The organism is Citrobacter sp. RHB35-C17, from assembly GCF_013816795.1.
In the GTDB taxonomy this organism is placed as follows: domain Bacteria; phylum Pseudomonadota; class Gammaproteobacteria; order Enterobacterales; family Enterobacteriaceae; genus Citrobacter_A; species Citrobacter_A amalonaticus.
The window spans coordinates 598327-623193 of record NZ_CP057150.1; the positions used below are offsets into that span (position 1 = coordinate 598327).

A 24867-nucleotide genomic window follows, 5' to 3' on the forward strand; every position below is an offset into this window, starting at 1 on the left:
TTACGCCGTCATCCGGCACACAACGACTTACTTGATAAACGTAAACGCCGTGGTGACGCGCTTCACGCCGCTGACCCGGCTGGCGATATCCGCCGCGGCTTTGGCTTCACGTTCGGTCACCAGGCCTAACAGGAACACTTCACCGTTTTCGGTTGTCACCTTCACGTTGGAAGATTTAACCTGGTCGCTGGTCAATAACTGAGAGCGTACTTTGGTGGTGATCCAGGTGTCGTTTGAGGCGGTGCCCATACCAATCGGCTCACCCTGACGGATCTCGTTATAGACTTCGGTGGTACCATCGACGCCCATTGCAATCTGTTTGGCGCGTGAGGAGAGCTCGCTATTCGGCGACTGGCCGACCAGCAACACTTTACCTTGATAAGCCGTCACGTTAATTCGCGTTTCTTTCTTGATCTGTGCATCTTTCGACAGCGCACTGTTGACGCGCAGTTCCAGGGTTCCATCGTCCACCTGAGTGCCTACGCTACGTGGATCTGTTGCTGCTTTGGTACCAACGGCGGCGGTTCCGACAACAGCGGCGGCCACACAACCTTGCAACAGCAGAGCAGAAATAAGGACTGCGATTGGCGATAAAGCCTTCATGTGTACTCCTTAATCATCCTGGTGGGGGAAAAGCGTGTTATCGATCAGATCGCACAGGCAGTTTACCGTCAGCATATGCATTTCCTGAATGCGTGCGCTGTGATGCGAAGGGATGCGGATCTCAACATCCTGTGGCCCTAACAGTCCAGCCAGTTCACCTCCGTCATATCCGGTCAATGCCACAATCGTCATGTCTCGCGTGACCGCTGCTTCCACGGCCTTCACGATATCGCGGCTGTTACCGCGCGTCGAGATGGCCAGTAAGACATCACCCGCATGACCCAACGCCCGAACCTGTTTTGCATACACTTCGTCATGCAGGCGGTCGTTGGCAATCGCTGTTAAGACCACATTATCCGTATTTAGTGCAATCGCAGGTAAACTAGGACGTTCTGTTTCAAAACGGTTGATCATGCTGGCAGCAAAATGCTGTGCGTTGGCAGCGGATGTCCCATTACCACAACAGAGAATTTTGTTGCCATTGAGCAGTGAATGAACCAGCGTCATGGCGGCACGAGAGATAGCATCCGGGAGGGCTTCTGCCGCGGCAATTTGCGTTTGAATGCTTTCGGTAAAGCAGACTTTGATTCTGTCTAACACGCTAATCCTTAAGAGCTAATCCATCAGGCTATTTTATTTGCCATTTGGACCTGGGCGGTGCTCCCACTCTTCACGTACGACATGTACGCGCCGGTGGTTCCGCGCTGTCCGTGTCCAAACTGGCTGCAACAATATATGCCCAATGGGTCTGCTCTGAATCTTCAATTATGAGCAGTCGGTAAAGGCATTTCTCAACCACTCAACGTCATTTCCGGTGAAGGCTAACACATCGAACCGGCAATCCACAGTATCAAAACTCCCATTGTGGCACGCGAGCCACAAACGGGCGGCCTGTAATACTTTGCGTTGCTTGCTGTGCGTCACACTGGCAGCGGCGCCACCGAATGCCGCAGAGCGTCGGTAGCGGACCTCAATAAAGACGGTTGTCTTGCCATCACGCATAATCAGATCAATTTCGCCGCCGCGTTCACGCACGTTGGCGGCGATGAAATGCAGTCCCTTGCGCTCAAGCCAGCGACGCGCGGTGGTTTCCCACGCGTCACCAGTCTGCTTGCTCGTTAACTGGCGGGGACGATCTGCCCTTGCTGGTACTGGAGCCATGATAACTTCCTGTTAATCACACAGTCCTGACTGGCGGTCAGCGCGCCGGTATTCCCGTTAATTTCAAAGCCCTGCACCTGACGCATCTGGGAGAAATGGTTGGCCAGCGACCAGGCATCGACGCCCATTGCATACATGCGCGCCAGCGAATAGTCGTTATGCACGGCACCGAGTGCCTGCTGCATCAGCGACGGGTTCGCGCCTGCCAGCATTGGGATCTCGCTGTACTGCAGGCCATCCATTTCCAGACGGAAGTCTGGGCCGGCATTCCCTTGCGCGCTACGTGAGCTGGCGTACAGCGTTGCACCGCTCTGGCTACCGTTGCGCATGGCGATCATCGGCTTGATGAAGGCTATCTCATTCGGGGTTGCCAGAATATAGACGGCGTCCACGCGACCTCCGTTACCGCTGATTTGCGCATCCGTTGGTGGGGCCGGGATGGTTAAATTGCCAATAGTGACGCCAGGTTGAGACGGCGTGCTCGCGGCAACAGGGCTACCGGTTAAGGCAATGCCGGAACCGCCGTTAACGCCCATACGCAGCTCCGCCGTTGAGCCAAATTTCTGCTGCAGCACCGTACCGCCTCCCAGATTTTGCCACTCCTGGGCAAAGGCGTTAGCAACACGATCGCCAAGCGCGCTACGCGGGATAAGTAGCAGCGGTGACTGTTTACCCTGTTCATGAATATGGCGCGCGGCATCACGCGCTTCATCTTCCGGTGAGAGAGCGAAGTAACAGATGTTTGCCCGACTCTGTACCGATTCCGGCTGGTTAAGCGCCAGTACGTTCAGCGGGGTGTTGCTTTTGACCAGTTCGTCGACATTGTTTTTCAGCAGCGGACCGACCACGATGCTCGCGCCATCCTGCTGAACCTGCGCCAGGATCTGATCGAGCGGTTGGGCGCTGGTATCATAAATTTTCAGTTCTGCGGAAGGATTTGCCGCCGCGCTTGCGGTGGCTGGCTGCGCTGGCGTAGCCTGCGGCGCGCTGACCGGAGCAGGTTGATCGGCCTGCTGTTCGTCGGTCAAATCACTCACTGACGCCTGAGAAGGGCTGGCGACGCCATCTGTCAGCTGCGGCTGCGGGTCTGCTGGCGTTGTGGCCGCAACCGGAGTCGGTTGCGCGGTGGGCTGCGTATCGACCGGTTGCGTGCCGAGATTTTTGGCGGCTTCAAAGCCTTGTTGAATGGTGCGACCAAACACCGCAGCCTGACCATTTAGCGGCAGCAACAGGGCGATTTTGCTAGTGGACGCGGGCTTAAAGCTCTGTACGTTAACCAGTTGGGTTGGCAGCATTTTTGCGCCTGGATTCTGCGGATAGCGTTTTTGCCAGTCGGCAATACCTGCTTTCATCATGTCCGGATCGCTGCGGTTATCAAACCAGACGCGTTGCAGATCCAGCCAGCCCTGCAATACGTTTTCATCGGCATTGATCACCAGAGCCTGGGCCTGCTCTGGCGTCATTGACGACAGCGCCTGCCAGGTGGCGTCGATGTTTTTCTGCTTATCCTTCTCGCTAAGCAGCGGTTCCTGAGCAATCAAGGCGCGCAGCAGTGAGAGTGACGGACGGCCCTGGCTGGCGTCAATCTGCGCCTGCCAGTAACGAGCCTGTTGATTTTGCTCAAAATCAGACGGGGTAAGCTTTTCCAGCAGCGACTGCGCGCCGGTAAAATCTTTCTGTGCCAGTTTGATTTCAACGGCTAACAGCGACTGTTCCCGGCGCTGGGAATCATTCAGATCCTGCGGCAACTGATTAAACAGTTCGATAGCCTGCTGGCTTTTGCCTTCTTTCAGCAGTGCACGAATGGCGAGTAATTGCCAGTTGGTCTTGCTATCATTTGCGCTTTGCTGCATCTGTTGCAGATAAAAGCCGGAATCAGCTTGCGCTGTGCCCTGCATATGGGCAGTGCTCTGATCGGGCGCCTGGGTGCCACAGCCGACGAAAATCAGGGCTGCCAGAACGATGGGCAGACAGCGCGCGGCTTTTAAACGAGAGAATGTTAAGGGTACCATACTGTATCCAGTGATATTTTTTATACGCAATGCTCAATATTAAATCGGCAATACGGACGACACAATGACACAACACGAATCGGCGGAGAATTCTCGCGGCCAACTCTTTATTGTACCTACTCCAATTGGGAATTTGTCTGATATTACCCAGCGTGCGCTCGAAGTGTTACAAGCCGTTGATTTAATTGCCGCGGAAGATACTCGTCATACCGGATTATTATTGCAGCATTTTGCGATTAATGCCCGACTGTTCGCCCTTCACGATCATAACGAACAGCAAAAAGCAGAAACGCTGGTAGCGAAGTTGAAAGAGGGGCAAAACATCGCGCTGGTTTCTGATGCCGGGACGCCGCTGATCAACGATCCGGGTTATCACCTGGTGCGTACCTGTCGTGAGCAAGGCATCCGTGTGGTGCCGTTGCCGGGTCCCTGTGCGGCGATTGCCGCGTTAAGCGCGGCGGGGTTGCCGTCCGACCGCTTCTGCTATGAAGGTTTTTTACCAGCGAAATCAAAGGGACGCCGTGACGCGCTGAAAGCTATTGAAACCGAACCGCGTACGCTGATTTTCTATGAATCCACCCATCGCCTGTTAGACAGTCTGGAAGATATGGTCGCAGTCTGGGGCGAATCCCGTTATGTGGTGCTGGCGCGCGAGCTGACCAAAACCTGGGAGACGATCCACGGCGCACCGGTAGGTGAACTGCTGGCGTGGGTGAAAGAAGATGAGAACCGGCGCAAAGGCGAGATGGTGCTGATTGTGGAGGGGCACAAGGCGCAGGAAGATGACCTGCCCGCCGATGCTTTGCGCACTCTCGCACTCTTACAGACCGAGCTGCCACTAAAAAAAGCGGCAGCGCTGACGGCAGAAATCCACGGCGTGAAGAAGAACGCGCTGTATAAGTACGCGCTGGAGCAGCAGGGGGAGTAAATTCAGCAGACACACTGCAAAGTTGTAGCGTGTCTGCTGAGATGAGTGGCTACCGATCAGAATAACGCGAGCCATCCAGTAAGCATGTCGTATTGTCATGCAGCCACAAAAACGAGGCCGGAACAGCCGTCGTCACGGTAGCGGTCAGGTATTTTTCGACAGCGGCCTGCTTGCCATCCCCGGCAATCAGCAGCAAAATTTCTTTTGCATTGAGGATCTCCTTCAGTCCCAGCGTGATACCGTGTGTCACCGGACGACCGGCCGTTTTCAGCATGTCATGATGGCGCGTTTGGTCATCAAGCCTGCTGATATGGCAACACGGCTCCAGCGCGGTTCCCGGCTCGTTCAGCCCCAGATGACCATTTTTGCCGATACCCAGTACGCATAAATCAAGGCCACCCCGATGGGCAATCAAATCCGTCACGCGTTCGCACTCTTTCTCATCGATATTTTCCGACTGAAAGCCGATCAACTGTTCCGGGCGCAGGCTAAGCGGTTGTACGATGTGCTGTTGCAGGAACGATTCACAGGTACCCGGTGTGTGTAAGGGAATCCCCACCCATTCATCGAGCTTCACGAAGGTCACGTTTCGGATATCAACGTGATTCTTTTGTATTTTCTCGACAAAGAAACGATAGGTCAGTTCAGGTGTGGCACCGGTCGCCAGGCAAATCGTCGCGTCAGGTTTGTCCTGTATAACCTGAATCAACCGTTCGCTGGCGCGATCGCTGAGCGCATCGTAGTGGTCGCAGTACTGTATGCATTGCATTGGTCAGTCATCCTTTTGACGAGGGGCGCACGTACTGTCGCGCCCCGTTCAGTTTACAAAATGCCGAGTGCGGAAGAGACGATAGAAAGCACAAAGGTGACACCGATTAACAAGACCGGATGTGCTTTTTTCACCCGCAGCAGGTAGTACATCAGCAGCGTGTAGCCCATGGGTAAAATGTTCGGGAAGACCTTATCAAAGAAGTCCTTTTGTAGTGCCACATTGTGCGTGCTGTCGATGGCAAAAGAGGTCACGACATTAATATGGACGTAAGACGCGATCAGACCGCCAATCACCGTGATCCCGAGGATGGTCGCCGAGCGGGCGATCATCTGCGAGTTTTCCCTCACCTTATCAATGGCTTTTACCCCAACCGAATAGCCGACGTGAGTCCAGCCGACGCGCAGGAAAAAGATCATCAGATAAACGGCGAAGAACAGAATCGGCCCCAGCAAATTGCCCTGGCTGGCGAAAGAGGAGCAGATCCCCGCCATGATCGGCAGCAAAGTGAACCAGAAAATGGCATCACCAATCCCGGCAATAGGGCCAAACAGCGCCACTTTCAGGCCTTTAATGGTGTCGCGGTTTTCTCCTTTCTCTTCCATGGAGATAAGCAGCCCCATCAGAAAACCGACGAGGTTTGGGTGGGTATTGATAAATTCCAGATGATCTTTCATGGCCGCACTCAGGCCCGGCTTATCATCTTTATAGATTTTTTTCAGAATCGGCAGCATCGCCCAGGTAAAGCCGCCCGCCTGCATCCTTTCATAGTTAAAGCTCGCCTGCAGAAGCGAAGAGCGGAAGCCAAGACGGGTAATGTCTTTTTTACTGATTTCAGATCCCATTGCTGTAATCCTCTTCATCATCATTTTTATGGGCGGCAGGCTGGGGTTGCGCCTGCTGTTTAGCTTTGGCATTGAAAAACTCGTACACGGCGAAGCCCGCGCCGAGGACTGCGACCGGGAGAAGGTTGTTGACCTGGATGTAGCAGACAAAAAGGAAGCCGGCGATCAGATAAGGAATGTACTGTGCTTTGAACATCACGCGCAGCAGCAGACCAAAACCAACGGCAGGCAGAATACCGCCCGCGACTTCAAAACCATGAGTAAGCCAGGCGGGCATGGCTTTCACCAGCGCCTGCATGGCACCCTGCGCCAGATAGGTACACAGAAACGCGATAATCGCGTAAGAGCAGGCGACAATCAGCGTCGTTAGCCAGTTCAGACGGGCAAATGCGCGGGTGTTGGCTTCTTTTGCGCAGTTGTCGGCTCTGGACATAAACAGGGAAAAAGCGGAATAGAAGAACAGAATCACATATTGCATCAGCAGACTGAACGGCAGGCCAAGGCCGATGGCGGTTTTGGCATCCACGCCGGTAGACCAGGCGATCACCGTGGTCATCAATCCTGCCATGATTGGGTTTGGCGGTTGTACGCCGCCGGCGGGCGTCAAACCAGCAAAAGCCAGTTCGGTCAGACCGCCGGTGATCAAACCAATATGAATGTCGCCAAGAATGGCGCCAGTGAGCGTACAGACAATAATTGGTCTGAATAAAAACAAGGCTTCCAGCCAAAAATCGATTCCCAGAAAGAAGACTAGTGCCGCGAGGGATATCCCTTGTAAAAGCGTTATTTCATTCATTGTAAACACCTCATATAAATAAGTCCCTTTACTATGAAAACGTTGGCTTGTTATTTACTCCGGGATCGCTTCTTTTTGATCGCCAGGGACATCCTGAATAAAAATGTTTACGCCATGTTTCTTAATGAACTGCAGATCATTAAGGTCCTGCTCATTGACATAAACTTTACTGCTGATCTGCTTTTTGCCTTCTGAGAAGTGCATATTGCCGACATTCACGTCGTTAAGCGTGATACCGCCTTCGAGCAGCTTTCTGACTGTTTGCGGGGTGCGGCAAATCAGGAAAATCTTCTGATGCGGCGCTGCTTTACCGATGACATTGATAGTTTTTTCTATAGAGAAGAAGCGGATACCGAAACCGTAGGTTTCTGCGGTGATGCTCATTAATTTCTGCTGAATCTCATCCTGAGCGACATCATCATCCACGACGACCAGCAGATTGGCACCGATCGTTGATGTCCAGGTGACACCTACCTGACCATGCACCAGTCGGTTATCAATACGCGTTAACAGGATATTTGGACTGCTCATACTTAAATCCTCACCATAAAATAATTGAATGACTGAACTTGTTGAAATATATTATTCTTACCGTATCGCATTCATTAATTAATTCAGCGTGATGTAATCTCGTTATTCTCCTCCGCTATTTGGCCAGAAAGCGCTACCTGATATTAATCAGATAGCGCTTTTGTGTAGTGATGATAAAGCCGACTCGCTTACGATAACTCGTGGTCGACTAAAAGTTTATTGGCCGATCCACAGACATTGATTTTACTTCTCACGACTTCTTTCATTGCATCCATACCGACGCGCATGTAGTAGCGCGGATCGTTGCCCTGTGGGTTGTCGGCAAACCACGCTTTCACGGCATCGGCAAAGGCAATTTTCAGTTCAGTGGCGACGTTAACCTTACAGACGCCCAGTTCTATCGTGCGGCGCACGTACTCGTCAGGCACATCGCTCGCGCCATGTAGCACCAGCGGAATATCCACCACTTCACGAATTTCAGCCAGACGCTGGAAATCGATTTTCGGCTTTTTGGTGTACAGGCCGTGCGCGGTACCGATCGCGACGGCAAGGCTGTCGACGCCGGTCAGCTCAACAAAGCGTTTGGCCTCCTGCGGATCGGTCAGAAAGGCGCTTTCTGCGTCAACGCTCATGTCATCTTCGACGCCACCCAGTCGCCCCAGCTCCGCTTCGACGCTGCAATCGCGGGCGTGGCAGAAATCCACCACCGATTTCACCAGCTTCACGTTTTCTTCAAACGGAAAATGGCTACCGTCGATCATGGCGCTGCGCACTCCTGCGTTCACTTTATGGCGAATGTCGTCCAGCGATTCATGATGATCGAGATGCAGCGCCAGCGGCATGCCGTAGGTGGTGGAGTAGGCGGTGCACAGCGCGTAAAGCTCTTCCAGCGCGATATGTTTAAAGGTGCCTGGCGTACCGGCGAGGATCACCGGTGATTGCATTTCGCTACACACTTCGAGGATCGCCTGGATCGTCTCGGCATTATGGATGTTGAAGGCCGGAACGGCGTAGCCTTTTGCCTGGGCATCCTGTAAGAGATACTTCGTGGAAATGATACTCATGATCGGATCCTCTTAAGCCTGCCACGGGTGAATAACGACGCCCTGCACCACGCGGTTGACCGTACCGCTGCGGGAAGGGGTATCCGGCGTATTACCGACCGCAATGGACTGGGTGAGCGCAAAGACCTGGGCATACATCAGGTAGCAGAATGCCAGTTCGGTATCGATGAAATGACGCGCAGACGGCAGCAAAATGTGCGGGCCGGCTTCGATAATGGAATCGCTTTCGGCTGCAATGGCAACAACGCGCATGGCCTGATCATCGCGACGCAGCTCTGCCAGCAGATCGAGATCGTACTGCCGGGTGTAAGGGTGGCTGGAGATATACACCACGATCAGCGTTTCGTTATCCACCAGTGATTTCGGTCCATGACGGAAACCGGTTGGAGAATCGTAAAATGCCGCCAGCTTACCGGCGGTCAGTTCCAGGACTTTCAGGGCCGATTCACGCGCGGCACCCTGCAATCCGCCGCTGCCGAGGTAGACGATCCGTTTCCAGTTTTCATTGCCAAACACGCCGTGGCTGAAATCACCTAGTGAGGACAGGATCGTCTGGCAGCGATCCGCGACGTCGCGGAAGGTCTGGCTGTTGATGAGTTTCGGTGCGAACACCGCCAGGCAACTGGCCATCATGGTGGTAATACTGCTGGTCATCGCAAAACCGCGATCGTGTGTTTCTGCCGGCATCAGCAGAGCAAAAGCGTTATCGCTTGCCACCGCGTTCTGGTACAGGCTGCCCGCTTCATTGCAGGTGATCGAAAGGTGATAGCACTCAGGGACGAACTGGTTTGCCAGTTCCACTGCGGCGACGCTTTCCGGGCTATTGCCGGAACGGGCAAACGAGACCAGCAGCAGCGGATGCGCCGGATTCAGATAATCCATCGGATTGGTGACCAGATCGGTGGTCGGAACGGCGCTGATGTTTTGCCCCGTGTGGCTGGCAAGCCAGGGAGAGATGATCTCGCCAATGAATGCCGAGGTACCTGCCCCGGTCAGCACGATCCGCAGATCGTCTTTACGCAGTAGTGGCGCAAGAAAGTTGTCGATCGTGGTACGTATCGCGTCAATGTTCGTCAGCGATCGGATCCAACTGGCAGGCTGCTGGCGGATCTCTTCTTCAGTCCAGGTTCCGGTGGTTGCCGCTGCAGGGGTATAGGTTTCTGGCATATCGTAAGTCCTTAGTCTTGTGAATTCCACATCAGACGCTGGCAAAATGTCGCTATCTTTCGTTTCGTTTCACTTGTTCACATGATCGATTGATTAAAATCTATAGGAAAGAAATCGAAAGTTCAATGATGCGAAATGAAATAAAACGAAAAGTGTGATCGATTGTACGGAGAGCGTTTTTATCTTATTGATCTGTAATAATTCTCTCTGAAGGTTCTGAGGTGAGGGTTTTCTTAAGCGAAAGGAAAAGAAAGGCCTTACGATTCATGATCGAAGGCCCTGGAGAAAAAAAGGGTCAAAGGGGGAGGCGCTGACCCTGAATCCAGATCTGTTGTAAATGCAGTCCGCCATTGAGAGCGATCATGTTGGCACGTTTGCCCACGGCTAACGATCCTAAGTGGCTGTCGATCCCCAGCAGTTGCGCTGGATGGAGCGAGGCCATATGGATCGCCTCCTCAGGGGCGATTCCTGTCAGTTCAACCATATTGCGCACTGCCGCATCTACCGACAACGTACTGCCTGCCAGGCTACCCGATGCGGTTCGCACGATTCCGCCATGCATGTCGACCTTTTCACCGCACAGCGTGTAGTTTCCGTCGGGCATACCGGCGGCCTGCATCGCATCGGTGATCAGCACTAGCCTCTCTTTGGCACAGCAGCAACAGAGCTTCATGGCGGCCGGATGGACGTGGTGCCCGTCGGCGATGAGCTCCAGCCACGCGCGTGGATCGGTGAGTCCTGCGCCAACCATTCCTGGTTCACGGTGATGGAGTCCGGTCATACCGTTGTAGCAGTGCACAAGTCCGCTCGCGCCTGCGTCAAAGGCGGCTTGGGTTTGCGCCCAACTTGCCGCGCTATGCCCCAGCATCACCCGTATACCCTGTTGCCTGAGATGGTGAATCGCCTGCAAGGCGCCCGGTTTTTCCGGTGCCAGCGCCACCACCCGCAGGGTCTGTCGTGACATGGCGACCAGCTCATCAAGTTCCGTGAGGTCCAGCTCGCGAAACAGCTCCGGGGGATGGGCACCTTTATTCTGCGGCGTGAAGTAGGGCCCTTCCAGATAACTTCCGAGCACCTGGGCGCCAGGCCCGCCGGAATAACAGCGTTGAGCGATGCGCTCCAGCGCGCGGTGAATCGTCTTCAGCGGCGCGGTGACGGTGGTGGGGAGCCAACTGGCAACCCCTTCACGTGCTTTGTGCATCGCCAGCTTGTCCAGTGCGTCCGGTTCATCGTCCATCACATCGACCCCCGCGCCACCGTGGACGTGGGTGTCAATATAAGCGGGACACAGTAGCTCGGCGTCGCGCACGGTGATGCCCGGAGCAATCGGCTCGATGGCCGTGATGATGCCTTCTTCAACGCGCAACTGATGATCGTCCAGCCAGCCCTGCCCGGTGAGCAGGCGTCTGGCGCGCAAAACCTGCGTCATATTCCTTCCTCGATGGGGTGCTCCTCGCGACAACGCCCCAGCTCATCGACCAGGCTGGTCAGGCCGCGATGCCCGCACTCCAGCGCCTGCACACGAAATGCTTCGCTGCTGAGTCCTTCGCGATCCAGCACCATCTCCAGCAGCAATTGCAGGTTGGTGCCAGTGATCACTTCCCGGCCTGGTTTCAGCATCGCCAGCGTAGAGGCGACGCGAAACGGCGTGCCGCCAAGCAGGTCGGTCAGGAAAACGATATCTTCCTCGCCGTCTAGTTGTTCAATCGCCTGCTCAAGCTGCGAGGTGAGCAGCGCAGTGGTGGAGGTTTCCGGAAAGTCGATGGCGATAAACTGCGACTGCTCGCCGAGGATCTGTTTCATCGCTTTTTCCATACCGCTGGCAAACCCACCGTGCCCCGTCAAAATAATACCTAACATCGAAGACCTCTTTGCTTTACAGGAAGTGACAGAACTTGCCGACGACGCCCAGTACCACGGTGATACCGATGAGGCGCAGCGGACTCCAGCCGCGACGGACTAACCAGAACATCGTCAGGGTATAGACCAGCGGTAAAAAAGCGGGCATCAGTTTGTCGATAACGTCTGCCTGGAGCTTAACGACCGCATCACCCGCCTTGATTTCGAGCGTGGTATTCAGACGCACATAGGTCGCCACGAGTGCGCCAATGACCGTCATCCCGACGATAGATGCCGCGTGGCCCACTTTCTTCGTATTGGCCTTGATGAGCGGAATGGCGGCGACCCCCATACGATAAGCATAGTGCGCCAGGCCAAAACGCAGACCCAGATGCACCACGTTAAATAACACAATAAAGACCACTGCGCCGAGGATGGAACCCTGTAAGGCCAGACTGGCCCCAATGCCGCCGCAAATAGGCAACAGCGTCAGCCAGAACATCGCATCGCCAATCCCGCCAAGCGGCGCGCCAACGGCAATTTTGGTGCTCTGAATGCTGTTAACGTCCTGTTTTGAGCGCTCCATCGCCAGAATGATGCCAATGACAAACGTCACCAGGAAGGGGTGGGTATTGAAGAAACCCATGTGGCCTTTCATGGCGCGCGCCAGATCGCGTTTATTGGTGTGGATCTTTTTCAGCGCAGGCAGCAGCCCGTACAGCCACCCGGAAGCCTGCATACGTTCGTAGTTAAACGACGCCTGCAACAGCATGGAACGCCAGGCCACCCGGTTGATATCTTTTTTGGTCAGCTCTGCGCCAATACTCTGATCTTCATAGATGTTTTCGTTTACGCCGGAAAGTAGCGTTTCGTCGCTGTCGGAAACAGTCGGAAGCGTTTGTTGATTAGATGCCATCTTCGAATTCCTCTTTCTGGGCCGCAGATTGCGTCGGTTCTGGAGATTTACGCAGTAGGTCGATCAGCGCCATGGCCAGTGCCGCAGCGGCGATCGCCAGTACCGGCAGTTTGAGCCATGCGGCTCCCACGAAGCCGATGATAAAGTAAGGGATATAGACGTTTTTCATCATGATTTTCAGCAGTACGGCAAAGCCGATGGCTGGCATGATGCCGCCTGCGACGCCGAGACCGTCAATCAGCCGTTCCGGCAGAACATCAATGGCCGTTTTCGCGTGCTCTGCACCGAAGTAAATCGGCAGAAACGCACACAGAAAATAGAAAATCCCCAGTGCCAGTAACGCCAGATAGTTGACCCGTTCAATACCGGCGGTGTCGGCATTCGCCGCCATGCGATCGCAGCGGGACATCACCCCGGACATCACGGAGAACAGGAACGTAATCCCCATCTGCACCGCCACGGCAAACGGCACGGCGACGCCCACGGCGACATCCGGTTTCACCCCAGTTGTAATGGCGAACGTCGTACCCACGATAGTGCCGATAATGACGTTTGGCGGTTGCGCGCCTGCCAGCGGTGCGAGTCCCATCCACACCAGTTCCAGCGTACCGCCGGTTAAAATACCGGTATGCAGATCGCCCAGAATCAGGCCGACCAGCGGCCCAAGCACCACCGGGCGGTGCATGTGTGTTAATCCGTTGAACATATCCAGGCCGGCAATAAAGGCGAGGATACCTAATGCAAAAGCCTGTAACAGACTAATTTCCATGGTGAAGGCCTCAGATGAGTTTAAAGAGATCCTGCGCGGGTTCTGTCGGAACGCCCTGAACAAAGCATTCCACCCCGGCAGCTTTCAGGCCGTTAAACGCCGCAATATCGGTCGAGTCGACAGAGACCGTTTTGGCAATCTGCTGTTTGCCATTGGCGTAGTGCATATTGCCAACGTTGATGCGTGTCACAGGCACCCCACCTTCGACCAGCCTGAGGAAATCAGCGGGGGACTTGCAGACCAGCAAAATTTTCTGTCGGTCGGCGGCGCGGTGAATGTTGTCGATCACTTTTTGCAGCGACCAGAAGCGCACGGCGATCCCTTCTGCCAGCACCATCTCCATCAGGTTCTGTTGCACAGTGTCTTCCGCCACCTCATCGTTGGCGACCAGGACCAGATTCGCCCCCGCAAACCCGACCCACTGCACCCCGACCTGGCCATGAATAAGCCTTTCGTCGATACGGCTGAGTACAATATTTGGCATAGCGTGTTCCTCTTTTTTGTTATCCGTTTTGGGACGTTACGCCCTGGCAGGCGGCATGGTACTGCTGCAGTATGTCCTGAATATGGTTGATGATGAGTTCTCGCGGTGTGGCATTGAGATCTCCCTCGCGCACTTTCACGTACTGTAACGGCAGATACTGGCTAATGAGCGGCAGGGGAATCGGCTCATCCGCCAGATTGCGCACCAGTCGTTCAAACGCCTCATCAATCTGGCTGTCTGGCCAGTAGTAACGAACACGATCGGAATAGCTGTAGCCCCGCGCCAGACGGCGGGTATTGCCATCGCCGTGGTAGTGGCTCTGCCAGTATTCCGGACGATCGAGCATGACGCTTTCAAGGACATGACGCAGGTCGGAACAGGCTTTTGCCGGGAGTAACTCTTCCTCAATGGCGGCCAGCGAGAACAGCGCTTCGCGCAGGGCGAAGGTCAGGGCCGGGCCGACTTTCAGGATGGCAAAGTGATCTTTCACTAACTGGCGCAGCGACTGTGGCGTCTGGTAGTCCGTGGAGTGCGCCTCAAAAACCAGCGTGTCATACGCTTCCACCATCTTGCTTAACGCGACGGCTTTTTGTGGCTGATAATCAATGATGTGGGTATGGTCGAACTCAACGCCGGGTTGTACCACCAGCGCGATGATACGGGGCCAGATGGCATTGAGTCCCTGCTTTTCAAAGGCGTGACGATGGGCTTCCAGTGTCGCTCGTGCGGCCTCAGGCGTGGTGACAGCCAGTTCGGTGAGCGTCTCATGGGCTCCGCCCGGTACCGGCACTTCAGTGCCAATCACATAAACCAGATCAGACTCGCCAAAATGAGCAATGCAGGTCTCTTCGGCAATCTTCGCCAGACGCACGGCACGTTCCGCGACGATGGCATCGGTCAATGGCACGGGATCGCCCTGGCAGGACATGCTGCAATCAAGGTGGATTTTTTTGAATCCGGCGGCGACATAGCTTCTGATCAGTTCGTCGGCATTGGTCATTGCCGGTTCTGCGGCCAGGTTTTGCCAACGGTTAGGGCCGAGGTGGTCGGCCCCCAGAATCAGTTGCTCCTGAGGGAAATTAAGTGAGTCGGCCAATTGGCAGACAAAATGGCGAAAATCGGCTGGGGTCATGCCCGTGTAACCGCCAAACTGGTCAACCTGATTTGAGGTTGCTTCAATCAGCAGCGGCGAGTGATTTGCCTGTGCGTAACGTATTGCGGATTCCAGCACCAACGGATGCGCGGAACAAACGGCGTAAATTCCGTTTGCCTTACCGCGTTTATGCTGTTCCACCATATCAGTCAGATGTTTCACTTTCCTCTCCAGGTCAGATAACTGCGACATGCGATCTTTCGTTTTGTTTCACTTGATACTGCATCATGGTCTTATAAAAATAAAACGAAAGATAATAGTTTTCCGATCTGTTTCACAAAAGAAACATAATGAAAGCATTAAGCGGGGTTTTTCGCCCCTCAGGTCGGCTTTTTTCGGCTTGCATTCCGATAAAAGAAAGGCGTTAATAGGTGAAACGAAATGAAACGAAAGAATTAGCCAAAGGATTTCTTATGAGCAATACTGATGCTTCTGGAGACAAGCGGGTGTCAGGCACCAGCGAAAGGCGTGAGCAAATTATCCAGCGGTTGCGGCAGCAAGGAAGCGTACAGGTGAACGATCTTTCGGGATTGTTTGGCGTTTCCACGGTGACGATCCGCAACGATCTGGCGTTCCTGGAAAAGCAGGGGATCGCCGTTCGCGCCTATGGCGGCGCATTGATTTGCGACAGTAATACGCCAGGTGCGGAGCCTTCCGTCGAAGATAAAAGCTCACTGAACACGGCAGTGAAACGCAGTATCGCCAAAGCGGCCGTGGAGTTGATCAAACCGGGTCACCGCGTGATCCTGGACTCCGGTACCACGACCTATGAGATTGCGCGCCTGATGCGTCAGCATAGCGATGTGATTGCAATGACCAATGGGATGAACGTCGCCAATGCCTTACTGGAAGCAGACGGCGTGGAATTGTTAATGACCGGTGGTCATCTGCGTCGTCAGTCGCAGTCGTTTTATGGCGACCAGGCCGAGCAGTCGTTGCAGAATTATCACTTCGATATGCTGTTTCTGGGCGTCGACGCCATTGATTTAGAGCGAGGCGTCAGTACTCATAACGAAGACGAAGCCCGGCTAAATCGTCGGATGTGTGAAGTGGCGGAACGGATTATCGTGGTCACTGACTCCAGTAAATTTAACCGCTCGAGCCTGCATAAAATTATTGATACGCAACATATCGATATGATTATTGTGGATGAAAATATTCTACCAGAAAGCCTGGAAGGTCTGCGTAAGAGCGGGGTGGAAGTTATCCTTGTGCAGGTATAAGGAAGGCTACTGACAAGCCGGACAGGGATTCGCCTGTCCGGCTTTTTTGCTATCAGGTCACTGGTGCCGGGTTAAAGACGGCCAACTGATTATGCAGTCCCCATTGATCGGAAAAGGTTTTCTTTCGGCCACTGGCGACATCGAGAATAAATTCGAACAGCTTCTGACCGACTTCCTCAATGGTCTCTTCACCCGTGGCGATGGTACCCGCATTGATATCCATTAAATCGTACCAGCGATTTGCCAGTTCGGTACGGGTTGCCATCTTAATCACCGGCACGGCCATCAGGCCATAGGGGGTACCGCGACCCGTGGTGAACACCTGAACGGTGATCCCGGACGCGACCTGCTGTGTGCCGCAGACAAAATCGCTGGCGGGCGTTGCGGCATAAATCAGACCGCGTTTGGTCGGGCGCTGACCCGGAGAGAGCACTTCGACAATCGCGCTTTTACCGGATTTCGCAATTGAGCCCAGCGCTTTTTCCACCACATTCGCCAGACCACCTTTTTTGTTACCCGGAGAGGGGTTAGCGCTGCGATCGGTTTTTCCCATATCGAGATAGTTGTCGTACCAGGCCATCTCTTCCAGCAGACGTTTACCTACCTCTTCGTTGATGGTGCGCGGCGTCAGCAGATGAATCGCATCACGCACTTCGGTGACTTCGGAGAACATCACCGTGGCGCCGCAGCGTACCAGCAGGTCAGAGGCGTAGCCCACTGCCGGGTTTGCCGTCACGCCGGAAAACGCATCGCTGCCGCCGCACTGCATGCCGACAACCAGTTCAGAGGCCGGGCAGGTTTCGCGCTGGCGCAGATTCAGTTTAACCAGATGGCGCTCAGCGACCTGCAGGATATCATCGACCATGGAACGGAAGCCCACATGCTTTTCGTCCTGAAGGCTGACGATGCTGGCGCTGTCGACCGGAATACTTTGCACATCGTCAGTACCTTCCAGTAAACGTTCCGGCTGCAGTTTTTCACAGCCCAGGCCAATGACCATCACTTCGCCGCCAAAGTTTGGGTTCAGCGAGATGTTATGGATGGTGCGGATCGGCACCACAGCTGCCGGCGCGTTAATTGCCACGCCGCAACCGTACAGGTGGTTAAGTCCGACCACACCATCGACGTTCGGGTATTTAGGCAGCAGATCGCGCTCAATGATTTTGACGACATAATCCACCACACCCGCCACACAGTGCACGCTGGTGGTGATGCCGAGCAGATTCTTGGTGCCTACGCTGCCATCGGCGTTGCGGTAGCCTTCAAAGGTATAGCCTTCCAGCGGCGGCAGCGGTTCCGGAACTTTGGTCGCCAGTGGCAGCGTGTTCAACGGCGGCGCTGTCGGTAGCTCAACCATGGATTCATCAATCCAGCTTCCGCGCGGAATGTCGCGCACGGCGTAGCCGATCACTTCACCGTAACGTATGATTTCACCATGAACCGGAATATCCACCAGCGCGACTTTATGTCCCTGTGGAATATGTTCAATCAGCTCCAGTCCATCCGGGAATCGCGTCCCGGCTTTCAAACCATTGTCATTAACAATGATCGCCACATTATCTGTTTCGTGGACCTTTATATAAAATGCGCTCGGCGATTCTTGTCTGATGTCGATGTTGGCCATTGTCCAGTATTCTCCAACCGGGGTGATAATAATATAGAAAGATTCTGCGAATCTGATTATTAAAATAAGGAAGACCTGTCGTGAAATAAGGATGTCAGGAGTTCAAAAATAAGAATGTGATCCAGATCACTCGTTATGGTGAAAGCCCGGCTATCAGGGGCGGTAAAGCGTAAATATGTGCATCAGCGCCCAGCGTTATGTGCATTTGCTCAAGATATTATTTGTAATTAGCATCGTTAATGAGCATCTGCACAATGCGTAATGCTCTCTGCCTGATTATACTGAATCACGAAATGAGTATCTGTATTTATTAATAAGTGATAGCGTCTGTCATCAATAAATAATAATAAATGTGTCTGCTTAAGTGCCTGAGGTAAATAAAATGATCCTGGATACCGTTGTAGAAAAAAAGAAAGGTACGCATACCCGCTATTTAATTCTGCTGATAATTTTTATTGTTACAGCGGTTAACTACGCGGACCGGGCGACGCTATCCATTGCCGGTACCGAAGTCGCCAAAGAGTTGCAGCTGAGTGCTGTGTCAATGGGCTACATCTTCTCTGCCTTTGGCTGGGCATACCTACTGATGCAAATCCCCGGCGGCTGGCTGCTCGATAAGTTTGGTTCGAAAAAAGTGTACACCTGGAGCCTGTTTTTCTGGTCGCTGTTCACCTTCCTGCAAGGCTTCGTGGATATGTTCCCGCTGGCCTGGGCCGGGGTTTCCATGTTCTTTATGCGCTTTATGTTGGGTTTCTCGGAAGCGCCTTCGTTCCCGGCAAACGCCCGTATTGTTGCGGCCTGGTTCCCGACCAAAGAGCGTGGAACCGCGTCGGCAATCTTTAACTCTGCTCAGTATTTTTCACTGGCACTGTTCTCGCCGCTGCTGGGCTGGTTGACCTTTGCCTGGGGCTGGGAGCACGTCTTCACTGTGATGGGCGTGATTGGATTTGTCCTGACGGCGCTGTGGGTCAAACTGATTCATAACCCCACCGATCACCCGCGGATGTCCGCAGAAGAGTTGAAGTTCATCTCTGAAAACGGTGCGGTCGTGGATATGGACCACAAAAAACCGGGCAGCGCCGTGGCAAGTGGTCCAAAACTGCATTACATCAAGCAGTTATTGACCAACCGCATGATGCTTGGCGTGTTCTTTGGACAGTATTTCATCAACACGATCACCTGGTTCTTCCTGACCTGGTTCCCGATTTATCTGGTTCAGGAAAAAGGAATGTCGATCCTGAAAGTGGGTCTGGTGGCTTCGATTCCGGCGCTATGTGGTTTCGCTGGCGGCGTACTGGGCGGCGTGTTCTCGGACTATCTGATTAAGCGCGGTTTTTCTATCACCGTTGCGCGTAAGCTGCCAATTGTGCTGGGAATGCTGCTGGCTTCCACCATCATTTTGTGCAACTACACCGACAACACCGCGCTGGTGGTGACGCTGATGGCGCTGGCCTTCTTTGGTAAAGGATTTGGCGCACTGGGCTGGCCGGTGATTTCGGACACCGCGCCGAAAGAGATTGTGGGCCTGTGTGGCGGGGTATTTAACGTCTTTGGCAACGTGGCATCTATCGTAACGCCACTGGTTATCGGTTACCTGGTAAGTGAACTGCATTCCTTCAACGCCGCGCTGGTATTCGTTGGCTGTTCCGCGCTGATGGCAATGGTGTGTTACCTGTTTATTGTCGGTGACATTAAACGTATGGAACTGCAGAAATAATTAACGGTTAAGTGACAAGGTAAAAGTGATGAATAACGACATCTTCCCGAACAAGTTCAAAGCAGCGCTGGCTGCGCATCAGATTCAGATTGGTTGCTGGTCAGCGCTGGCAAGCCCCATCAGTACCGAAGTCTTAGGACTGGCGGGCTTCGACTGGCTGGTGTTGGATGGCGAGCATGCGCCAAATGATGTCTCCACCTTTATTCCACAACTGATGGCGTTGAAAGGCAGTTCCAGCGCGCCAGTGGTGCGTGTACCGACCAATGAGCCGGTGATTATTAAACGTCTGCTGGATATCGGTTTTTACAACTTTCTGATTCCGTTTGTTGAAACAGAAGAAGAGGCAGTGAACGCCGTTGCGTCGACGCGCTATCCGCCTGAAGGGATCCGTGGCGTGTCCGTATCGCATCGCGCCAACATGTTTGGCACCGTCCCGGATTACTTCGCGCAGTCCAACAAAAACATCACCATCATTGTGCAGATTGAGAGCCAGCAGGGCGTGGATAACGTCGATGCTATCGCCGCCACCGAAGGTGTCGACGGTATTTTCGTTGGTCCAAGCGATCTGGCTGCGGCGTTAGGCCACCTCGGCAATGCCTCTCATCCTGAGGTGCAGAAAGCCATTCAGCACATCTTTGCCCGGGCGAAAGCGCACGGCAAACCGAGCGGCATTCTGGCACCGGTTGATGCCGACGCCCGTCGCTATCTGGAATGGGGGGCCACGTTTGTTGCTGTCGGCAGCGACCTGGGCGTGTTCCGTTCCGCCACGCAGAAACTGGCTGATTCCTTTAAGAAATAACCACCACCGACACAAGAGAGATAATTGATATGACGATGAAAGTTGGTTTTATTGGCCTGGGTATCATGGGTAAACCAATGAGTAAAAACCTCCTGAAAGCAGGTTACTCGCTGGTGGTTTCTGACCGTAATCCTGAAGCGATCGCTGACGTTATCGCGGCAGGTGCAGAAACCGCGTCTAACGCCAAAGCGATTGCTGAGCAGTGTGATGTGATCATCACCATGCTGCCAAACTCTCCGCATGTGAAAGAGGTTGCGCTGGGCGAAGGCGGCATTATCGAAGGGGCGAAACCGGGGACGGTGCTGATCGATATGAGCTCCATCGCGCCGCTGGCGAGCCGTGAGATCAGCGACGCGCTGAAAGCTAAGGGCATCGATATGCTGGACGCGCCGGTGAGCGGCGGTGAGCCGAAGGCGATCGACGGCACGTTGTCGGTGATGGTTGGCGGCGACAAAGCGATTTTCGATAAATACTACGATCTGCTGAAAGCGATGGCGGGGTCTGTTGTTCATACCGGTGATATCGGGGCGGGGAACGTCACCAAACTGGCGAACCAGGTGATTGTGGCGCTGAACATTGCCGCGATGTCTGAAGCGCTGACCCTGGCAACCAAAGCCGGCGTAAACCCGGATCTGGTTTATCAGGCGATCCGTGGTGGTCTGGCAGGCAGCACCGTCCTGGATGCGAAAGCGCCGATGGTGATGGATCGTAACTTCAAGCCGGGTTTCCGTATCGATCTGCACATTAAAGATCTGGCAAACGCGCTGGATACGTCTCACGGTGTTGGTGCTCAGCTTCCGCTGACCGCGGCTGTTATGGAGATGATGCAGGCGCTGCGTGCTGATGGCCTGGGAACCGCCGACCACAGTGCTCTGGCATGCTATTACGAAAAACTGGCGAAAGTGGAAGTCACTCGCTAATGACCTTGCGCCCGGATGGCGTATCGCGATCCGGGCCTGGATTGTAGGCCGGATAAGTAAAGCGCCATCCGGCGTTGTGCAGTAACAGGCGATCATCATGAAAATCGTAATTGCCCCAGACTCTTATAAAGAAAGCCTTTCTGCTACTGAGGTAGCGCAGGCGATAGAAAAAGGATTTCGGGAAATTTTCCCCGATGCGCAGTATGTTTCCGTTCCGGTCGCCGATGGGGGTGAGGGGACGGTTGAAGCCATGATTGCCGCCACACACGGTTCTGCACATTCCGCTCTGGTGACCGGACCGCTGGGTGAAAAAGTGAATGCCAACTGGGGCATGTCAGGCGATGGAAAGACCGCGTTTATTGAAATGGCGGCCGCCAGCGGACTGGCGCTGGTCCCCCCCGAAAAACGTAACCCCCTGATTACCACTTCGCGCGGCACCGGGGAGCTTATTTTGCAGGCGCTGGACAGTGGGGCGAGCAATATTATTATCGGCATTGGCGGGAGCGCGACCAATGACGGCGGTGCCGGGATGGTTCAGGCGCTGGGCGCGAAGCTGTGTGATGCCAACGGAACTGAAATTGGCTACGGCGGCGGTAGTCTGAACACTCTCAATACCATTGATGTGTCTGGTCTGGATCCGCGCATTAAACATTGTGCTATTCGCGTTGCTTGTGATGTGACCAATCCGCTGGTGGGCGAACAGGGAGCTTCTCGGATCTTTGGCCCGCAAAAAGGGGCGACGGAACCGCTGATCCTCGAACTGGACCGCAATCTGGCTCACTACGCGGATATTATTAAAAAATCACTGGGTGTGGATGTGAAAAACGTCCCAGGCGCAGGTGCGGCGGGCGGCATGGGGGCTGCGCTGATGGCATTCCTCGGCGCGGAGTTGAAAAGCGGGATTGAGATCGTCACCCAGGCGCTTAATCTGGAAGAGCATATTCACGACTGTACGCTGGTTGTTACCGGTGAAGGGCGCATCGACAGCCAGAGCATTCACGGCAAAGTGCCGGTGGGCGTGGCTAACGTGGCGAAGAAATACCACAAGCCGGTGATTGGCATTGCGGGCAGTCTGACGCGGGATGTCGGCGTGGTGCATCAATATGGTATCGATGCTGTATTCAGCGTATTGACCAGTATTGGCACGCTGGAAGAGGCCTTTCGCGGCGCATTTGACAACATTTACCGGGCGTCGCGAAACATTGCGGCGACGCTGGCGGTGGGAATGCGCAGTGCAGGGTGACAAGGGCGTGCAAACCCTCTATACTGCGCGCCGAAGCTGACCAGACAGTCGCCGCTTCGTCGTCGTCCCTTTCGGGGGAGACAGGCGGAGGGGAGGAAAGTCCGGGCTCCATAGGGCAGGGTGCCAGGTAACGCCTGGGGGGGAAACCCACGACCAGTGCAACAGAGAGCAAACCGCCGATGGCCCACGCAAGTGGGATCAGGTAAGGGTGAAAGGGTGCGGTAAGAGCGCACCGCGCGGCTGGTAACAGTCCGTGGCACGGTAAACTCCACCCGGAGCAAGGCCAAATAGGGGTTCATAAGGTACGGCCCGTACTGAACCCGGGTAGGCTGCTTGAGCCAGTGAGCGATTGCTGGCCTAGATGAATGACTGTCCACGACAGAACCCGGCTTATCGGTCAGCTTCACCACTTTAAGAACCCCGCCACCAGGCGGGGTTTTGCTTTGTAGATAATGTAGATGAATGACTGTCCACGACGCTACACCTGAAAGAAAGCGGCTTACCGGTCAGCTTCACCACTTTCATGTAGAAACCCGCTTCGGCGGGTTTTTGCTTTGCAGATGATGTAGATGAATGACTGTCCACGACGCTATACCTGGAAGAAAGCGGCTTACCGGTCATGACGCTTTGCTTATCAGGTCTGTGAACGGTGAAGGGGAACGGGGACCTGTAGGGCGGATAAGATACGTCGCATCGCCATCCGGCAGCGTTCTGGAACCTGCGGCTATTAAGAAATTTCTTGTTATGTGACAGCCAACACAAAACGCTACTTTCTATGAATATCTCGATAGAAACAAAAAGCAATCGATCGACTTCACAAAATTACGCGCTACAAAAACAGAGAAACTCAGTGTTAATATATTGTTGTGAATGATAATTGTTTGTGTGTATATATTTAATTATTGATAAATTCAATGTTTATTTATAAACAAACAGGGCTAAAAAATGTGATGTATAACATTATTTAATCCAATTTATGTTTTAAACATAATTAAATTTGAGGGATTGCGCATTAAATTTAATGAACAAATTGACCATTAACTGCACGATAATTGCTTGAAATATCGTCATTCCTCATTTTTAGATATGAGGGGAAAATAACGCGTGTTATCGCCATAAAATATTGTTATCCCCCCCTATTTTTTTGACAAAAATCAGACTAAAGTGACATGATGTTTATATAACTAATTGAATACAAAAGGTTTATTTATTTACAAATAACCACTTGAAATATAGGTGAAGGCAATTTGTGAGTGGTCGCACATATCCTGCTTCATGTAATTTGTTACACTTCACGCCGTCAACAAGGTTATTAACGCAGGTCGATATGAATACGTTTGCTCTCCCAAAAACACAGCAGTTGGTGGTCTTTCAGGAAGTAATCAGAAGCGGTTCTATCGGTTCTGCGGCAAAAGAGTTAGGGTTAACTCAGCCAGCTGTTAGTAAAATTATTAACGATATTGAAGCTTATTTTGGCGTTGAGTTGGTGGTTCGCAAAAATACCGGCGTCACCTTAACTCAGGCTGGGCAGGTTTTACTCTCATGGTCCGAATCCATCACCCGTGAGATGAAGAACATGGTGAATGAGATGAACAGCATGACCGACAACACGGTGGTTGATATCTCATTCGGGTTTCCTTCGCTGATTGGCTTTACCTTTATGTCCGATATGATCCAGAAGTTCAAAGAGGTCTACCCAAAATCACAGGTCTCCATGTATGAGGCGCAACTCTCCTCATTCCTGCCGGCGATCCGCGACGGGCGACTGGACTTTGCGATTGGTACGCTCAGCGATGAAATGAAATTGCAGGATCTGCACGTCGAACCGCTTTTTGAGTCGGAGTTCGTGCTGGTGGCGAATAAGTCCCGAACATGCACCGGCACCACCACACTGGAATCGTTGCAGAACGAACAGTGGGTGTTGCCACAAACGAATATGGGCTACTACAGCGAACTCCTCACCACCCTGCAAAGAAATGGCATTAGCATCGAAAACATCGTTAAAACCGACTCCGTTGTGACCATTTACAATCTTGTTCTCAATGCTAATTTTCTGACAGTGATTCCGTGCGATATGGCCGCACCCTTTGGTTCGAACCAGTTTATTACTCTCCCTGTGGAAGAATCGTTACCCATTGCTCGCTATGCCGCAATATGGTCAAAAAACTATCGTATTAAAAAAGCCGCATCGGTTTTGGTTGAATTAGCCAAAGAGTATTCATCTTATAAAGGTTGCAGACGAAAGCAATTAATTGAAATTAACTAACCGATTAAATTTAATTTAATCCTCAATTCATACCATCG

General features: G+C 53.3%; 24 protein-coding genes and 1 other RNA gene. 8 read left to right on the forward strand and 17 right to left on the reverse strand.

The window, feature by feature from the left end:
* Positions 1–27: 27 nt before the first annotated feature.
* The 4 genes from dolP to HVZ37_RS02915 all read right to left on the reverse strand — a co-directional run bounded on the left by dolP (position 28) and on the right by HVZ37_RS02915 (position 3776).
* Positions 28–603, reverse strand: a complete 576-nt coding sequence (dolP, locus tag HVZ37_RS02900; protein ID WP_042998268.1) for a division/outer membrane stress-associated lipid-binding lipoprotein — start codon at positions 601–603, stop codon at positions 28–30.
* 9 nt (positions 604–612) lie between these two features.
* Positions 613–1203, reverse strand: a complete 591-nt coding sequence (diaA, locus tag HVZ37_RS02905; RefSeq protein ID WP_023246631.1) for a DnaA initiator-associating protein DiaA — start codon at positions 1201–1203, stop codon at positions 613–615.
* A gap of 165 nt (positions 1204–1368) precedes the next feature.
* Positions 1369–1764 carry a YraN family protein gene (locus tag HVZ37_RS02910; RefSeq protein WP_061070621.1) on the reverse strand — a complete coding sequence of 132 codons (396 nt, stop codon included), beginning with the start codon at positions 1762–1764 and terminating at the stop codon, positions 1369–1371.
* Complete coding sequence (locus HVZ37_RS02915) at positions 1722–3776, reverse strand: penicillin-binding protein activator (RefSeq protein ID WP_042998266.1); 2055 nt, start codon at positions 3774–3776, stop codon at positions 1722–1724. The genes HVZ37_RS02910 and HVZ37_RS02915 overlap by 43 nt, the downstream gene beginning before the upstream one ends.
* A 64-nt stretch (positions 3777–3840) precedes the next feature.
* On the opposite strand from HVZ37_RS02915, the gene rsmI reads away from it, so the two are divergent.
* Positions 3841–4704, forward strand: a complete 864-nt coding sequence (gene rsmI / locus HVZ37_RS02920) for a 16S rRNA (cytidine(1402)-2'-O)-methyltransferase (RefSeq protein WP_042998265.1) — start codon at positions 3841–3843, stop codon at positions 4702–4704.
* A 49-nt stretch (positions 4705–4753) separates the two neighbouring features.
* Here the strand turns inward: rsmI and HVZ37_RS02925 are convergent, their stop codons facing one another.
* The 12 genes from HVZ37_RS02925 to kbaZ all read right to left on the reverse strand — a co-directional run bounded on the left by HVZ37_RS02925 (position 4754) and on the right by kbaZ (position 15181).
* On the reverse strand, positions 4754–5473 hold the full coding sequence (locus HVZ37_RS02925) for a galactosamine-6-phosphate isomerase (protein ID WP_125339392.1): 720 nt from the start codon (positions 5471–5473) through the stop codon (positions 4754–4756).
* Positions 5474–5526: 53 nt separating this feature from the next.
* Positions 5527–6318, reverse strand: a complete 792-nt coding sequence (agaD, locus tag HVZ37_RS02930) for a PTS galactosamine transporter subunit IID (protein ID WP_042998263.1) — start codon at positions 6316–6318, stop codon at positions 5527–5529.
* The gene (gene agaC, locus HVZ37_RS02935) at positions 6308–7114 is read right to left on the reverse strand and encodes a PTS galactosamine transporter subunit IIC (protein ID WP_054176904.1); all 807 of its coding nucleotides are present in this window, start codon (positions 7112–7114) and stop codon (positions 6308–6310) included. The genes agaD and agaC overlap by 11 nt, the downstream gene beginning before the upstream one ends.
* A gap of 54 nt (positions 7115–7168) precedes the next feature.
* Complete coding sequence (gene agaB, locus HVZ37_RS02940; protein WP_042998261.1) at positions 7169–7645, reverse strand: PTS galactosamine transporter subunit IIB; 477 nt, start codon at positions 7643–7645, stop codon at positions 7169–7171.
* Positions 7646–7833: 188 nt separating this feature from the next.
* Complete coding sequence (gene kbaY / locus HVZ37_RS02945) at positions 7834–8709, reverse strand: tagatose-bisphosphate aldolase subunit KbaY (RefSeq protein ID WP_044267500.1); 876 nt, start codon at positions 8707–8709, stop codon at positions 7834–7836.
* Positions 8710–8721: 12 nt separating this feature from the next.
* Complete coding sequence (locus tag HVZ37_RS02950) at positions 8722–9876, reverse strand: AgaS family sugar isomerase (RefSeq protein WP_104445737.1); 1155 nt, start codon at positions 9874–9876, stop codon at positions 8722–8724.
* A 295-nt stretch (positions 9877–10171) separates the two neighbouring features.
* Positions 10172–11305, reverse strand: coding sequence for an N-acetylglucosamine-6-phosphate deacetylase (gene nagA / locus HVZ37_RS02955; RefSeq protein WP_181628093.1), 1134 nt, complete (start codon positions 11303–11305; stop codon positions 10172–10174).
* On the reverse strand, positions 11302–11736 hold the full coding sequence (agaF, locus tag HVZ37_RS02960) for a PTS galactosamine/N-acetylgalactosamine transporter subunit IIA (RefSeq protein ID WP_042325173.1): 435 nt from the start codon (positions 11734–11736) through the stop codon (positions 11302–11304). Before agaF ends, nagA begins: the two co-directional genes overlap by 4 nt.
* A gap of 16 nt (positions 11737–11752) precedes the next feature.
* Complete coding sequence (agaE, locus tag HVZ37_RS02965; protein WP_044267503.1) at positions 11753–12631, reverse strand: PTS N-acetylgalactosamine transporter subunit IID; 879 nt, start codon at positions 12629–12631, stop codon at positions 11753–11755.
* Positions 12621–13400 (reverse strand): PTS N-acetylgalactosamine transporter subunit IIC, encoded by a 780-nt coding sequence (gene agaW / locus HVZ37_RS02970; protein ID WP_042998256.1) that lies wholly within the window; start codon positions 13398–13400, stop codon positions 12621–12623. Before agaW ends, agaE begins: the two co-directional genes overlap by 11 nt.
* Before the next feature lie 10 nt (positions 13401–13410).
* Positions 13411–13884 (reverse strand): PTS N-acetylgalactosamine transporter subunit IIB, encoded by a 474-nt coding sequence (agaV, locus tag HVZ37_RS02975; RefSeq protein WP_181628094.1) that lies wholly within the window; start codon positions 13882–13884, stop codon positions 13411–13413.
* Between the two features lie 19 nt (positions 13885–13903).
* A complete protein-coding gene (gene kbaZ / locus HVZ37_RS02980; protein ID WP_230324063.1) occupies positions 13904–15181 on the reverse strand; it encodes a tagatose-bisphosphate aldolase subunit KbaZ in 1278 nt (425 codons plus the stop codon).
* Between the two features lie 269 nt (positions 15182–15450).
* Between kbaZ and HVZ37_RS02985 the strand changes: the two genes are divergently transcribed.
* Positions 15451–16260: a DeoR family transcriptional regulator gene (locus tag HVZ37_RS02985; protein WP_181628096.1), complete on the forward strand. Its 810-nt coding sequence runs from the start codon at positions 15451–15453 to the stop codon at positions 16258–16260.
* 52 nt (positions 16261–16312) lie between these two features.
* Here the strand turns inward: HVZ37_RS02985 and garD are convergent, their stop codons facing one another.
* Positions 16313–17884, reverse strand: coding sequence for a galactarate dehydratase (gene garD / locus HVZ37_RS02990; RefSeq protein WP_156595673.1), 1572 nt, complete (start codon positions 17882–17884; stop codon positions 16313–16315).
* 382 nt (positions 17885–18266) lie between these two features.
* Between garD and garP the strand changes: the two genes are divergently transcribed.
* The 6 genes from garP to tdcA all read left to right on the forward strand — a co-directional run bounded on the left by garP (position 18267) and on the right by tdcA (position 24829).
* The gene (gene garP / locus HVZ37_RS02995) at positions 18267–19601 is read left to right on the forward strand and encodes a galactarate/glucarate/glycerate transporter GarP (protein WP_044267514.1); all 1335 of its coding nucleotides are present in this window, start codon (positions 18267–18269) and stop codon (positions 19599–19601) included.
* Between the two features lie 28 nt (positions 19602–19629).
* Positions 19630–20400 (forward strand): 2-dehydro-3-deoxyglucarate aldolase, encoded by a 771-nt coding sequence (gene garL, locus HVZ37_RS03000; protein WP_042998245.1) that lies wholly within the window; start codon positions 19630–19632, stop codon positions 20398–20400.
* A 29-nt stretch (positions 20401–20429) separates the two neighbouring features.
* Positions 20430–21320: a 2-hydroxy-3-oxopropionate reductase gene (garR, locus tag HVZ37_RS03005; RefSeq protein WP_042325204.1), complete on the forward strand. Its 891-nt coding sequence runs from the start codon at positions 20430–20432 to the stop codon at positions 21318–21320.
* Positions 21321–21417: 97 nt separating this feature from the next.
* Positions 21418–22563, forward strand: a complete 1146-nt coding sequence (gene garK, locus HVZ37_RS03010) for a glycerate 2-kinase (RefSeq protein WP_042998244.1) — start codon at positions 21418–21420, stop codon at positions 22561–22563.
* A 32-nt stretch (positions 22564–22595) separates the two neighbouring features.
* Positions 22596–22972: RNase P RNA component class A (gene rnpB, locus HVZ37_RS03015), an RNA gene on the forward strand.
* Between the two features lie 918 nt (positions 22973–23890).
* Positions 23891–24829 (forward strand): transcriptional regulator TdcA, encoded by a 939-nt coding sequence (gene tdcA, locus HVZ37_RS03020; protein ID WP_044255844.1) that lies wholly within the window; start codon positions 23891–23893, stop codon positions 24827–24829.
* Positions 24830–24867 lie beyond the last annotated feature (38 nt).